At 72.8% G+C, this 13,285-nt stretch carries 14 protein-coding genes; 12 read left to right on the top strand and 2 right to left on the bottom strand.

Annotated elements, in window-relative coordinates:
* Positions 1-83: 83 nt before the first annotated feature.
* The 8 genes from ACQ1X7_RS01995 to ACQ1X7_RS01960 all read left to right on the top strand — a co-directional run bounded on the left by ACQ1X7_RS01995 (position 84) and on the right by ACQ1X7_RS01960 (position 6,989).
* Entirely contained in the window at positions 84-1,061 is a 978-nt protein-coding gene (locus tag ACQ1X7_RS01995) for an ABC transporter ATP-binding protein (RefSeq protein ID WP_432476469.1), read from the top strand.
* Positions 1,058-1,870: an ABC transporter permease gene (locus ACQ1X7_RS01990; protein WP_432476468.1), complete on the top strand. Its 813-nt coding sequence runs from the start codon at positions 1,058-1,060 to the stop codon at positions 1,868-1,870. The genes ACQ1X7_RS01995 and ACQ1X7_RS01990 overlap by 4 nt, the downstream gene beginning before the upstream one ends.
* A complete protein-coding gene (locus tag ACQ1X7_RS01985) occupies positions 1,867-2,967 on the top strand; it encodes a sensor histidine kinase (protein WP_432476467.1) in 1,101 nt (366 codons plus the stop codon). Before ACQ1X7_RS01990 ends, ACQ1X7_RS01985 begins: the two co-directional genes overlap by 4 nt.
* Positions 2,964-3,581: a response regulator transcription factor gene (locus ACQ1X7_RS01980; protein WP_432476466.1), complete on the top strand. Its 618-nt coding sequence runs from the start codon at positions 2,964-2,966 to the stop codon at positions 3,579-3,581. The genes ACQ1X7_RS01985 and ACQ1X7_RS01980 overlap by 4 nt, the downstream gene beginning before the upstream one ends.
* Before the next feature lie 133 nt (positions 3,582-3,714).
* Positions 3,715-4,311 (top strand): hypothetical protein, encoded by a 597-nt coding sequence (locus ACQ1X7_RS01975; protein WP_432476465.1) that lies wholly within the window; start codon positions 3,715-3,717, stop codon positions 4,309-4,311.
* On the top strand, positions 4,308-5,831 hold the full coding sequence (locus ACQ1X7_RS01970; protein ID WP_432476464.1) for an FAD-dependent monooxygenase: 1,524 nt from the start codon (positions 4,308-4,310) through the stop codon (positions 5,829-5,831). The genes ACQ1X7_RS01975 and ACQ1X7_RS01970 overlap by 4 nt, the downstream gene beginning before the upstream one ends.
* 67 nt (positions 5,832-5,898) lie before the next feature.
* Positions 5,899-6,309 carry an NAD(+)--rifampin ADP-ribosyltransferase gene (gene arr, locus ACQ1X7_RS01965; protein WP_432476463.1) on the top strand — a complete coding sequence of 137 codons (411 nt, stop codon included), beginning with the start codon at positions 5,899-5,901 and terminating at the stop codon, positions 6,307-6,309.
* Positions 6,310-6,398: 89 nt separating this feature from the next.
* Positions 6,399-6,989 carry a YdeI/OmpD-associated family protein gene (locus ACQ1X7_RS01960; RefSeq protein WP_432476462.1) on the top strand — a complete coding sequence of 197 codons (591 nt, stop codon included), beginning with the start codon at positions 6,399-6,401 and terminating at the stop codon, positions 6,987-6,989.
* A 3-nt stretch (positions 6,990-6,992) separates the two neighbouring features.
* Here ACQ1X7_RS01960 and ACQ1X7_RS01955 read toward each other — a convergent pair whose 3' ends face one another.
* On the bottom strand, positions 6,993-7,559 hold the full coding sequence (locus ACQ1X7_RS01955) for a TerD family protein (protein ID WP_432476461.1): 567 nt from the start codon (positions 7,557-7,559) through the stop codon (positions 6,993-6,995).
* A 270-nt stretch (positions 7,560-7,829) separates the two neighbouring features.
* Between ACQ1X7_RS01955 and ACQ1X7_RS01950 the strand changes: the two genes are divergently transcribed.
* The 4 genes from ACQ1X7_RS01950 to ACQ1X7_RS01935 all read left to right on the top strand — a co-directional run bounded on the left by ACQ1X7_RS01950 (position 7,830) and on the right by ACQ1X7_RS01935 (position 12,103).
* A complete protein-coding gene (locus ACQ1X7_RS01950) occupies positions 7,830-9,236 on the top strand; it encodes a sensor histidine kinase (protein WP_432476460.1) in 1,407 nt (468 codons plus the stop codon).
* Positions 9,229-9,891 carry a response regulator gene (locus ACQ1X7_RS01945; protein ID WP_432476459.1) on the top strand — a complete coding sequence of 221 codons (663 nt, stop codon included), beginning with the start codon at positions 9,229-9,231 and terminating at the stop codon, positions 9,889-9,891. The genes ACQ1X7_RS01950 and ACQ1X7_RS01945 overlap by 8 nt, the downstream gene beginning before the upstream one ends.
* A gap of 83 nt (positions 9,892-9,974) precedes the next feature.
* The gene (locus ACQ1X7_RS01940; protein WP_432476458.1) at positions 9,975-10,868 is read left to right on the top strand and encodes an ABC transporter ATP-binding protein; all 894 of its coding nucleotides are present in this window, start codon (positions 9,975-9,977) and stop codon (positions 10,866-10,868) included.
* Positions 10,865-12,103, top strand: a complete 1,239-nt coding sequence (locus tag ACQ1X7_RS01935; protein WP_432476457.1) for an ABC transporter permease — start codon at positions 10,865-10,867, stop codon at positions 12,101-12,103. Before ACQ1X7_RS01940 ends, ACQ1X7_RS01935 begins: the two co-directional genes overlap by 4 nt.
* A 33-nt stretch (positions 12,104-12,136) precedes the next feature.
* Here ACQ1X7_RS01935 and ACQ1X7_RS01930 read toward each other — a convergent pair whose 3' ends face one another.
* Entirely contained in the window at positions 12,137-13,282 is a 1,146-nt protein-coding gene (locus ACQ1X7_RS01930; protein ID WP_432476456.1) for an aromatic ring-hydroxylating oxygenase subunit alpha, read from the bottom strand.
* Positions 13,283-13,285: the final 3 nt, after the last annotated feature.

The raw sequence follows: 13,285 nt of genomic DNA, 5'->3' as shown, positions 1-13,285 counted from the left end.
GACAGCGGGGCATGACACCTGTCATGGGCAGAGCGTGACGCTGCGTCGAGGTGTCCTCGCTCGGGCACGGGCACGCTCGACACATGACGACGACACCGACTCCCGCGATCGAGATCGCCGGACTGACCAAGACCTTCCGGGCCCGCGACGGCGAGGACGTGCACGCCGTACGCGGGCTGGACCTGACGATCCGGACCGGTGAGGTGGTGGCGCTGCTCGGGCCGAACGGCGCCGGCAAGACCACCACGCTCGACATCGTGCTGGGCCTGACCGCTCCGACCGGCGGCACCGCGCGGGTGTACGGCGCCGATCCGCGTGAGGCCGTCGTCGCCGGCCGGGTCTCCGCCGTCCTGCAGACCGGTGGGTTGCTCCGTGACCTGACCGTGCGCGAGACCGCCGATCTGGTGGCCGGCCTGCACCCGGACGCCCGACCCGTCGACGAGGTGCTCGACCGGGCAGGCATCAGCGACATCGGCGGGCGCATGGTCGCGAAGTGCTCGGGTGGGGAGCAGCAGCGACTGCGCTTCGCCCTGGCGCTGCTGCCCGATCCCGACCTGCTCGTGCTCGACGAGCCCACGGCGGGGATGGACGTCACGGCGCGGCGGGAGTTCTGGGCGACGATGCACGCCGACGCGGACGCCGGCCGCACGGTCGTCTTCGCCACCCACTACCTCGAGGAGGCCGACGCATTCGCCGACCGGATCGTGCTGATGGCCCAGGGGCGGACCGTCGCCGACGGGCCGACCGCCGAGATCCGCGCCCGGGCGACGGGTCGCACCGTCTCCGCCACGCTTCCCGCCGCGCACCACGACGCCACCGTGGCCCGGCTGCACGCCCGCGCCGACGTCGCCGAGGTGGAGCAGCTGGCCGACCGGGTGCGTGTGCGCTGCACCGACTCCGACGCGGTGGCCCTCGCCCTGCTCACCGAGCTCCACGGCTCGGAGCTGGAGATCACCACCGGCAGCCTCGAGAGCGCCTTCCTCGCCATCACCGCCGCAGCCGAGACCACATCACACCCGCCCACGACCCGACCCGAACCCGAGACGGAGGCCGCCCGATGACCACCACGACCACCACCGAGGACCGTCCCCGCACCCACCCGCTCCGGCAGACCGCCCCGGGCCTGGTGAACCGCACCTTCCTGCGGCTCGAGCTGAGACGCTTCTTCCGCGACCGGGTCAGCGTCTTCTTCATCGCGCTGCTGCCGGCGTTCTTCTTCCTCATCTTCGGCACCCAGGGGTTCGCCGACCAGGACATCGGCAACGGCAACGTCGTGCTCTACATCGCGATCTCGATGGCGGCGTACGGCGCGGTCACCGCGACCACCGGGGTCGGCGGCATGGCGGCGGTCGAGCGACTCCAGGGCTGGGGCCGCCAGCTCGGCCTGACCCCGCTGCGCGACCCGTCGTTCGTCGCCGTCAAGGCACTGCTCGGGCTCGTGGTCGCCGCCATCCCCGTCGTCCTGATCTACCTGCTCGCGTGGTTCACCGGCGCCGAGGGCACCGTCGGGGCCTGGACGCTCAGCGCCCTCGTCGTGCTGGTCGGCGCCTCCGTCTTCGCGCTCTACGGCCTGGCGGTGGGTCTGTTCTTCCGCACCGAGGCGGCGGTCGGCGGCGCGAGCGGCATCCTCGTGGTGCTGGCCTTCCTCGGCAACATCTTCTTCCCGCTGAGCGGCGTGATGCTCGCCATCGCGAAGTTCACCCCGCTCTACGGCTACGTCGCCCTGGCGCGCTACCCGCTCACCGAGGGTCACCTCGAGAACGGCGACCACGATCCGCTGTGGATGGCCGTCGCTAACGTGAGCACATGGGCGACGATCTTCGCGCTGGTGGCGGTGTGGCTGGTGCGCCGGGGTCGCGAGCGCCAGTGAGCTCCCCGCCCGACGTGGCCGTCGCCCGGGCCGAGCCGGCCCAGGACCCCTGGGACCGATACGGCTGGGTGATGGGCGCGATCTGGCTGGTGTTCCTCGGGTTCCCGCTGGCCGCGGCGTTCACCAGCGACCAGCCGGTGGCCCTCCGGGCGCTCGCCGTCGCGCTGGTGGTGGTCTTCGCAGCGGTCTACCTCCACGGCTTCGTGCGGGTGGGCGCGCTCAGCGAGGAGCCGCGGCGCGCCTGGGCCCACGTGGGGGTCACCACTGCGCTGATGGTCGGCACGGCGGCCCTGCTGGGGGTGGAGGCGCTCGGCATGGCGCCGTTCGTCGTCTCCCTCGCCGTCTTCCTGCTGCCCCTGCGCGAGGGGCTTGCGGTCTGGGCCGTCCTGCTGGTCGCCGTCGTCGTGGTCGTCATCGAGTCCGGCCAGGACGGTGCGTGGTTCCTGGTCGGGATCGTCGTGCTGGTCGGCACCGTCGGCGTCGTGGTGCGGCAGCTCGAGACGTGGGGCCTGCGGCACCGGGAGACCGTCGCTGACCTGGCCCTGGTGGCCGAGCGGGAGCGGGTGGCCCGCGACGTGCACGACGTCCTGGGCCACTCGCTGACCGTGCTCACGGTCAAGGCCGAGCTGGCCGAGCGGCTGGTCGACGCCGACCCCGAGCGCGCCAAGGCCGAGCTGGCCCAGATCCGCGACCTGACCCGGCAGTCCCTGGCCGAGATCCGGGCGACGGTCGGTGGGCTGCGGGTCGCCCGCCTGGCCGACGAGCTCGAGGCCAGCCGCACCGCCCTGACCGACGCCGGCATCGACGCCCGGCTGCCCGACGACCCGACGGTGGTCGACCCGCGCCACCGCATCGTGCTCGCCTGGTCGTTGCGCGAGGCGGTGACGAACGTCGTACGCCACAGCGGGGCGTCGCGGTGCTGCATCGAGGTGGGGTCCGACTGGCTGGTCGTCAGCGACGACGGCCACGGTCGGCACGGACGGCCCGAGGGCAACGGCCTGCGGGGGCTGCGGGAGCGCGCCGCCACCGCGGGCGGCACCGTCGACATCGGCGACCCGGAGACGGGCACCGGCACGACCCTGCGGGTGCAGCTGTGAGCGGACCGATCAGGGTCCTGCTCGCCGACGACCAGGCCCTGGTGCGGGGGGCGATGGCCGCCCTCCTCGGCCTGGAGCCCGACATCGAGGTGGTCGCCGAGGTCGGACGCGGCGACGAGGTGGCCGACGCGGTCCGGCGTACCGGTCCCGACGTCTGCCTGCTCGACATCGAGATGCCCGGCCGCGACGGCATCGAGGTCGCGGCCGACCTCGCGGGACGCGACGACCCGCGCACGCGGGTGCTGATCGTCACCACGTTCAGCCGGCCGGGCTACCTGCGCCGCGCGCTCGAGGCCGGCGCCAGCGGCTTCGTCATCAAGGACACCCCCGCGGCGGAGCTCGCCGACGCCGTACGACGCGTGCACGCAGGCCTCCGCGTGATCGACCCCGCTCTCGCCACCGAGTCGCTCGTAGGCGGACCCAATCCGCTGACCCCCCGTGAGCGCGAGGTCCTGCGCGAGACGCTCTCGGGAGCACCCGTCGCCACGATCGCCGCTCGCGTGCACCTCTCGGCCGGCACCGTCCGCAACCACCTGTCGGCGGCGATCGGCAAGACCGGCACGACCACCCGGGCGCAGGCCGCGCGCGCCGCCGAGGAGCGCGGCTGGCTGTAGGTGCGTTGCGCGTCGTACCTCGTCCCGGTCGACCGTCATCCACGGTAGGGACCAAGGCCCCTCGTCGGCGACGAGCTCGTGAGGTTGCGTTGGAGGGACTCCGTCTCCACCCGTCGGACGAGAGGATCCGCCGATGAGCCCGGACGGGCCGGCATCGACCGTCGGCCACCAGAAGGGACCGCTGCCACCTCCGGTGGCGTGGCGTGCGGTCGCTCGTTGCTTCCTCGAGTCGGTGCGGATGCTGGCCAGCGGTGTCGTCCGCTGGCCACGCGTCAACGTGGGCCGTCGCCTGCGGTTCGCCGACGGGAGCACCGGCGATGTCTACCGCGAGACCGTGGTCGTGCGGCCACCGGTCGAGCCGTGCCTCCTGGTCGTGTCCTTCAGGCTCCGCCTGGTCCGTGGCCCCGGACACGTCCTGTTCCGGTGGGAGAGCTGGTTGAACACCCCGTTGTTCGTGGGGTTCCCGGGGTTCGTGTCCAAGCTGTGGCTCGCCCAGGACGAGCACGGTCGTTACCGCGGCGTCTACGAGTGGGACGGCGCCGACCGCGCCGAGCACTACGCACGATCTCTGTGGCGGGTGCTGGCGCTGGTGAGCGAGCCGAGCTCGATCGACTTCCAGGTCGTGCCCGGGCTCAGACGCGACGACCTGCTCGCGGACCCGGGCCTCCTCGTCCGGGACCGGCCGGGACCTGCGGACCCCCAATGGTGGCGCCTGGTCGGGACGTCATGAGCGTCCCGGACGTGCTCGTCGTGGGGGCCGGGCCCACCGGTCTGACCCTGGCCCTACAGGCCCTCGACCACGGCGCACCCGTGCGCGTCGTCGATCGCCGGAGCGAGGCGTTCCGCCGCTCGCGCGCCATGATCATGCAGTCCCGGACCCTCGAGTGCCTGCGGCCGCTCGGGGTGGTGCCGGCGCTGCTCGAGCGTGCCGACCGGAGCCCACGCGCCCAGCTTCACCTCGACCACCGGGTCGTGGAGGTCAGGCTGGCGGAGGCGCCGATGCGGGCCACGCCGTACCCCCACCTGACGATGGTGCGACAGGCGGACGTCGAGGAGGTACTGATCGAGGCGCTGCGCCAGCGCGGCGTCGAGGTGGGGTGGGGCTCGGAGCTCGAGGCGATCGACGTGGCCGACGAGCGCACGCACGCCATCCTGAGGACCCGACAGGGCCCCGAGACGGCGTCACCGCGGTACGTCGTCGGCTGTGACGGTGCCGGCAGCACGGTGCGGAGCGCCGCCGGGATCGCCTGGGAGGGTGGGCCCTACCGGGAGGAGGTCGTGCTCGCCGACCTCGAGATCGAGGCCGATCTCACGCCGGACCTCCTGCACGTGGTCGTCGGCCGCACGGGCCTGCTGTTCCTGTTCGCCCTCGGCGAGGGGGCGACCTGGCGACTGCTCGGAACCCGCCCGTCCCGCGACGGCGACCAGCCGTTCGGCCAGCCCGGCGGGGCGGTCTCCGCCGCTGAGGTGCAGGCCCTCATCGACGAGGCCGGACTGGAGGCACAGATCGTGGAGATGCCGTGGTCGGCGAGGGTGCGACTCCAGCACCGCCTTGCCGGGGCGTTTCGGCAAGGGCCGCTCTTCCTCGCGGGGGACGCCGCCCACACGCACTCACCGGCTGCCGCCCAGGGCATGAACACGGGCATCGTCGACGCCGTCAACCTCGGGTGGAAGCTCGCGTACGCCGACCGCGCGGGTGTCTCACTGCTGGACTCCTACGACAAGGAACGACACCCCGCGGCGCGGCAGGCGCTCGCGCTCACCCACGTCGCCTTCTTCGCCGAGGCGTCCACCCACTCGCTGCCCCGGCTCCTGCGGGGCTCGGTGCTGCCACGGGTGGCGCCGCTGCTCCCGGCGGTGCTGCGACGGCCCCAAGCGATGGCGTTCGTGGTCACCCTGCTCTCGCAGCCGTGGGTTCGCTACCCGGGGAGCGCCCTGTCGGTGACCGACGGGCGCCTGGGGCGAGGGCCGCGCCCCGGCGACCGGCTGCCGGACCGCGTCGTCACGTGTGCGGGTCGGCAGGTGCGGCTGCACGACCTGACCGCTTCGGCCGGAATCCACCTGCTCCTGGCCCGGGAGACAGGGAGACTCCACGCCGACCTGCGCGGGCAGCGCGTCAACGTCCACCGCATCGACAGCTGGCCGGGCCGCGGTGTCACCGGCGTGCGTCCGGACGGTCATGTCGGGTACCGATCGGCGCACGGGGCGCACGCTCTCGCCGACTGGCTGGACACGGTCGGCGCGCGGTGAGGCTCTGTCCCGAACGCCGAAGCGGCCATGGCCCGCAGGCCCGGTCGGGTCCACCTAGGCTGGCCCGGTGAGCGACGTGCTGGACGAGGGGCCGTTCTTCCACGGCACGAAGGCGGACCTGCGGGTGGGTGACCTCCTCACGGCCGGCTTCCGGTCCAACTACCGACCGGAGGTGGTGATGAACCACATCTACTTCACCGCGCTCCCCGACGGCGCCGGCCTCGCCGCCGAGCTGGCCGCGGGTGACACCCCGCCACGGGTGTACGCCGTGGAGCCGACCGGTGTCTTCGAGGACGACCCGAACGTGACCGACAAGAAGTTCCCCGGCAACCCCACCCGGTCCTACCGCAGCACCGAGCCGCTCCGGGTGGTCGGCGAGGTGCTCGACTGGACCCGTCAGACCCCCGAGGCGCTGCAGGCCTGGCGCGACCGGCTGGCCGCGATCCTCGCCGACGAACGGGGCGAGATCATCAACTGACGGCGTCAGCCGTCCTTCACCTCGTGCGCGGTCGCGGTGTCATGGCTGCGACGGAACAGCCGGTCGGCGGCGAGGCCTAGGGTGCCGTCATGTCGATGGACCACAGCGACGCGGTGTTCTTCGAGGACGACGAGGCGTTCGAGGCATGGCTCGTCGACAACGCGGCGACCGCTTCGCACGTCTGGGTGCGGATGGCCAAGAAGGGCACCGGAGTCACCTCGATCGACTGGACGACGGCCGTGGACGTCGCGCTCTGCTTCGGCTGGATCGACGGCATCGCCCGGCGGCTCGACGACGAGTGGTACGTGCAGCGGTTCACCCCGCGCCGCGCCAGGAGCGTCTGGTCGAAGATCAACCGCGAGCGCATCGAGCGCCTCACCGCCGAGGGGCGGATGCGCCCCGCCGGCCTGGCCGAGGTGGAGAGGGCGAAGGCGGACGGCCGCTGGGACGCCGCCTACGACAGCCCGGCCGCCGCCGTGGTGCCCGACGACCTCGCCGACGCCCTGGCCGCGCGCGGCCTCACCGACGCCTTCGCCGCGCTGGACGGCCGCAACCGCTTCGCCTTCCTGAACCGCGTCCAGACCGCGGTGCGCCCCGAGACCCGCGCCCGCCGCATCGAGCAGCTCACCGACGCTCTCGCCCAGGGAAGGACCCCGTACCCGCCGACGAAGAGACCGTGAAGCTCAGACGAAGGGAAGGAGTGCCTCGATCGAGTCCGTCGGCGACTTCAGGTCGATGCCGGTCCCGATCGCACCGAGCCGCCAGCTCGACCCGTCGCGGAACAGCTTCGCCATGACGAGTCCCGTCTCCCGAACCCCGAGCGTGAGGGTGAAGCGCGCCAGCTCGGTGTCGCTGTCGTCGACGAGCCGGCAGTAGGCGTTGCGGATGTACTCCAGGGAGTGCCCCTGATAGCTGGTGACCAGGAACAGGATCGACTCGACCTTCGAGTAGACCCGACTCAGGTCGACGGTGATCACCTCGTCGTCACTGTCGCCCTTGCCTGTCGTGTTGTCGCCCAGGTGGACCACCGAGCCGTCGCGGGTCGCGAGATGGTTGAAGAAGGCGAGGTCGAAGAGCTGGCCACCGGCGAACTGCACAGCTGAGGCGTCGAGGTCGATGGGCGCAGCTCCACTGCCGATGTAGCCGGCCGTCGGGGCGTGGTCCCAGCCCACGGCCATCTGCACCTTGCTCAGGGGCTTGCCGTCCACGACGGGGAGGGCGACCTCCTGGCCCTCGGTCAGCTCGATCACCGGGTCGCTCCTCCGCTCGTCGACACTCCTGAACGTACAGGGCCCACCCCGCTGGCCGGATCCGTCGCGTTCCGGGCACCGGCACTGGCACCCCGAGCACCTCTCAGGCCGACCAGAACGTCGAGAGGTGAGCGGACGACGCGCCGGCGATGCCGACGTGTCGCGATGTCGGCGACGCACGCATTGGTCGCCGGAGGACCGCGCCGCCGGCAGACCGATCTCCGCCGTACGACGGAGGTCGCGCGGCCGTCCCCTCCCTAGGGTGGAGGCATGCCCACCACCCGCCGCTCCCTCGGCAGCCGCCTCGGGGCGTTCTTCGCGCTCGACGACGACTGGTCGCGGCCGACCCCCGCGATCGGGCGGCGGGACCTGGTCACCGGTGCGGTCGTCGAGGTGGTGGGCCTGCTGACCCTCGAGATGGCCCGCAGCGCGGGTGCCCTCGAGGACGTCGACGCCCCGTGGTGGGTGAGCTACCTGGTGCTGTCCGCGGGCGCGCTCGCGCTGATCTGGCGGCGCCGGTTCCCCCTCGTGGTGGCCGTCTACCTGGCAGCCCACATGTTCGTCACCGGCGTCACCATGCCCGAGGTCATGGGCCAGGTGTCGCTGCAGATCTGCTACTTCGTGGGGCTGTTCTCGGCGATGGCCTGGGGCCGGAGCCGGCGTACGGCGCTGCTGGTCTCCGGCGCGATCCTGGTGTTCATGCTCTGCTGGGTCGCCTGGCAGTTCGCGCTCGGGACTGCCGTGCAGGAGATGCTGGGCGACGAGGGCGTCCCCGACACCGCCGGCTTCCTCGGCCCCATCGCCGCGGTGGTGCTGCTGACGTTCGTCGTCAACGTGGTCTACTTCCTCGGCGCCATCGTCGGCGGCCAGGTCGCGTGGCGCGGCGCCCGGCAGCGGGCCGAGCTCGCCGACCAGGCCAGCACCATCGCGGCGCAGGCGGAGTCGCTGCGGCGCCGCGCGGTGGTCGACGAGCGGCTGCGGATCGCCCGCGAGCTGCACGACGTCGTGGGCCACCACGTCTCCGTCATCGGGGTGCAGGCCGCCGGTGCGCGGCGGGTGCTCGGCCGCGACCCCGACGCCGCCGCGGCCGCCCTCGGCGAGATCGAGGAGAGCTCCCGCGAGGCGGTCGACCAGATGCGCTCGCTGCTCGGGACGCTGCGTGACATCGAGGCGGGGGCCGAGGGCGAGCCGGGGCCGTCCCGCACGTCCGGCCCGGGCGTCGCCGACCTGCCCGACCTCGTGTCGTCCCGGAGCGGCGAAGGTCTCCGGACGTCGTACGACGCGGTGGAGGACCGGCCGGGAGCCGCAGGCCGGCTGCCCGCCGCGGTCGGACTGTCCCTCTACCGCACGGCGCAGGAGGCCCTGGCCAACGTGACCCGGCACTCCACCGCCGGGCACGCCTCGGTCACGCTGCGGGTGCGCGAGTCCGGTCCCACGCCGTTCGCCGAGGTCGAGGTGCTCGACGACGGGCGACTGCGCTCCGGCACGTCCGGGTCCGGCCTGGGGCTGCTGGGCATCCGCGAGCGGGTGGCCTCCCACCGCGGCGAGTGCGAGATCGGGCCACGGGCGACCCGGGGCTACCGGGTGCGGGTGCGGCTGCCCCTGGTGGCGGGGAGCACGGGCGCGCCGGTCGAGCAGGACGCGCGGGACCGGGCCGCGGAGGCGACGCGTGGCTGACCCGCTCCGCGTGCTCCTGGTCGACGACCAGGCACTGGTCCGGTCCGGTTTCCGGATGATCCTGTCGGTCGAGCCCGGCATCGAGGTGGTCGGCGAGGCCGGCGACGGCACCGAGGCCCTCGAGCAGGCTCGCGCGCTGCGGCCGGACGTGGTGCTGATGGACGTGCAGATGCCGCGCACCGACGGGATCCGGGCGACCGGTGACCTGGTCGCCGAGGACCTCGGCAAGGTCGTCATCCTCACCACGTTCGACCGCGACGACTACCTCTTCGCGGCCCTGCACTCCGGTGCGAGCGGGTTCCTGCTGAAGAACTGCGAGCCCGACCAGCTCGTCGACGCGGTCCGGGCGGTCGGCGAGGGGCACGCCCTGCTCTCGCCCGAGGTCACCCGGCGCGTGATCGCCCAGATGACCGACGGCGCCGGCCGGGCCGACCGCGCCTCCGCGGAGGAGGCCCAGCTGGCCCTCCTGACCGAGCGGGAGCGGGAGGTGCTGGTGCTGCTGGGCGAGGGACTCAGCAACGCCGAGATCGCGGCCCGACTGGTGGTCGGCGAGGCGACCGTGAAGACCCATGTCTCGAACTGCCTGGCCAAGCTGCACCTGCGCGACCGGGTGCAGGCGGTCGTCTTCGCCCACCGGGCCGGCCTGGCCGGCTGACTCCCCCTCCACCGCCAGCCGGAGACCGGATCTCCGACCTGCGAGGGATCACGCAGCGCCGCGGGATCCCTAGCGTGGTGCCCATGATCCAGACACGAGGCCTGACCCGCCGGTTCGGTGACACCACCGCGGTCGACGACGTCTCCTTCGACGTCCCACGGGGGCTGCTGACGGGCTTCGTCGGCGGCAACGGCGCCGGCAAGACCACCACCATGCGGATGATGATGGGGCTGCTCGGCCTGCACGGCGGCGAGGTGCTGTGGGAGGGACGCCCGATCACCGCCGCCGACCGCCGCCGCTTCGGCTACATGCCCGAGGAGCGCGGCCTCTACCCCAAGCAGAAGATCCTCGACCAGCTCGTGTACCTCGGCGAGCTCTCCGGCATGACGGCGGCCGCCGCCCGCGCGTCGGCGTCGGAGCACCTCGAGCGCTTCGGGCTCGGCGAGCGGAGCGGGGACCGGGTCGAGAAGCTCAGCCTGGGCAACCAGCAGCGGGTCCAGATCATCGCGGCGCTGATGAACTCCCCGCAGGCGCTGATCCTCGACGAGCCCTTCTCGGGCCTGGACCCGCGCGCGGTCGACTCGATGGTCGACCTGCTGCGCGAGCAGACGGCGCGGACGACGCCGGTGCTCTTCTCCAGCCACCAGCTCGACCTCGTCGAGCAGCTCTGCGACCGGCTGGTCGTGCTGGCCGGCGGCCGGGTGGTCGCGCAGGGGACGGTCGAGGACCTGCGGGCGCGCGGCCCGGAGAGGCTGCGGCTGGTCACCGACCGCGACGCCGGGTGGGTCCGTGACGTGCGCGGCCTCCACGTCGTCGACGTCGACGGGCCGGTCGCGCTGCTCGAGGTCGCCGACGACGACGGGGACGGCGTACGTCGGGCCCTGCTCGACGAGGGACTGCAGCGCGGACAGGTCCGCGAGCTCGCCCGCGTCCAGACACCACTGGCCGAGATCTACCGGGAGGTCACCGCGTCATGACGACCACACAGCACTCCGACACCTCGACCGGCACCGCCACCCCGACGGGGGAGCCGGGCGCGCCCGCGGGGGAGCGCGCCTGGCTCCTCGTGGCCCGGCGTGAGGTGATCACCAAGCTCACCGACAAGGCGTTCCTCGTCGGGACGCTGCTCACGATCGGCATCGTGGTCGGCCTGCTGGGCTGGCAGATCGCCACCGAGGGCGGCACCGACACCTACCGCGTCGCGGCGACCCCGGACTCCGCGCGGACCGCACAGCTGCTGGCCGACCAGGTGCCCGAGGTCGACGAGGACGTGCGGGTGGAGGTCACGGAGGTCGACTCCGAGGACGCCGGCGTCGCCGCCGTCGAGGACGGTTCGGCCGACGTGCTGCTCCGGCCCGCCGACGACGGATGGGCCCTCGTCGGCAACGAGGAACCACCGGACGACGCGTTGACGGCCGCGGCCGAGACCGTGGTGCGCAACGCCGCGCTGGCCGCCAACGCGGAGGCCGCCGGCACCTCCGTCGAGGAGCTCCAGCAGGGCACCCGGCTCGACACCGACCTCCTCGCCGGCGACGCCGAGCAGCAGGGCTTCGCCACGTTCATGGGCATCGCCCTGGCGCTGCTGTTCTACATGGCGGCCCTCGGCTTCGGCTACACGCTGTCCGGCAGCATCGTCGAGGAGAAGGCCAACCGGATCGTCGAGATCATCACCACCAAGATCCCCGTCCGACAGCTGCTGATCGGCAAGATCGCCGGCAACACCGTGCTCGCGGTGGCCCAGACCGCGGTGATCGTCGCGATCGGACTGGTCGGCATCTCCCTGACCGAGCACGCCGACCTGCTGCCGGCGATCACCGAGGGCGTGGGCTGGTTCGTGGCCTTCTTCCTGGTGGGGTTCTGCTTCATCGCCTGCTGGTGGGCGGTCGCCGGGGCGCTGGCCAGCCGGGCCGAGGACCTGCAGACGACGGCGACCCCGCTGTCGTTCCTGATGATGGCCGTCTTCTTCGGCTCGTTCCTGTTCGAGGGCACGGCGCTGACGGTCGCGTCGTACGTCCCGCCCTTCTCCTGCGTCCTGATGCCGATCCGGGTGCTGCAGGGCGACGCGGCCCCCTGGGAGCCGGTGGCGGCCATCGTGCTGCTGGTCGGGGCGATGGCGGTCACGGTCGTGCTCGCCGAACGCCTCTACCGACGGGCCCTGCTGCAGACGCAGGGACGGGTCACCCTCAAGCAGGCGTGGCGCGCGGCCGAGTGAGCGCGGCCACCCGCCGCCGGTCGGGGTGGCGGGTCAGGTCCCCTGGTAGGCCCGGGCCATGTGGGTGACGAAGTGGTAGACGCCGTCCTCGTCGGGCGCCAGCGGGCCCGCCTCGAAGTGTGGCGTCACCATGCCCCGCTGCACCGACTCGCACGCCGACCAGTCCTGCCGGTTGGTGAGGTCCCAGAAGTCGACGGCGTACGCCGGGTCGAACCCCTCGCGGGCCGCCACGTCGGGCGGGAACGCCCACGAGCAGGTGATCCGGGTCCGGTCGGGTGAGAGCGGCACCAGCTGGTGGCTCATGACGTAGTCGGGGTGCAGCGAGATCAGCAGGTTGGGCAGCACCGCGACGTACATGACGGTGGTCCGCTCCTGCTGGTCCAGCCGCGCCATGGCGACCCCGCCGCTGCGGCCGTCGAACGACATCGTCTCGACGCCGTCGCGGAGCTCCATCCACCCTCCGACCCAGTTGCCGTCGAGCTCGATGTTCTCCCCGCTGTCGGGCGGGGTCACCTTGCACAGCTCGGGGTGGATCATCGAGCAGTGGTAGCACTCCTGGTAGTTCTCGACGATGACCTTCCAGTTGGCCTCGACGTCGTAGACGTGGCTCTCGCAGGTCACCAGCGACTCCGCGTCGTAGTCGGCCACGATGCCCTCGAGCTCCCCGATGTGCTGCGTGAGGTCCGGGGCCTCCCCCGACCGGTCGACGAAGACCCAGCCGTGCCACTGCTGCACCCGCACCGGCTTGAGGGACAGCGCGCCGGGGTCGAAGGACTCGACCTCACGGAAGTGGGGCGCCCCGATCAGGCTGCCGTCGTGCCGGTAGGACCACGCGTGGTAGGGGCAGACGATGGCCTTCGCCTCGGTCGACGCCCCGCCGCACGGCAGCAGCTCGTGACCGCGGTGCCGGCAGGCGTTCTCGAAGCCGCGGAGCACGCCGTCGCGGTCGCGCGTGAGCAGCACGCCGTAGTCGCCGACCGACTCCGCCCGCATCCCACCCTGGGGGATGTCGCTCTCCCGGCCCAGGCACATCCAGCCCTCGAACAGGTGTCGGCGTTCCCAGTCGAGCACCTCGGGCGACAGGTAGGCGTCGCGCGGCAGCATCCGGCTCTCGCCGAACGGCCGCAACGCCAGGGCGAGCTGGTCCGGGTCCAGGGGTGCGGGTGGGGTCGGGCGCATCGC

The sequence above is a fragment of the Nocardioides sp. GXQ0305 genome, assembly GCF_050880345.1.
GTDB lineage: Bacteria > Actinomycetota > Actinomycetes > Propionibacteriales > Nocardioidaceae > Nocardioides.
Note: the sequence above shows the minus strand (reverse complement) of the source record. Positions and strands in the feature narration are given on the sequence as shown.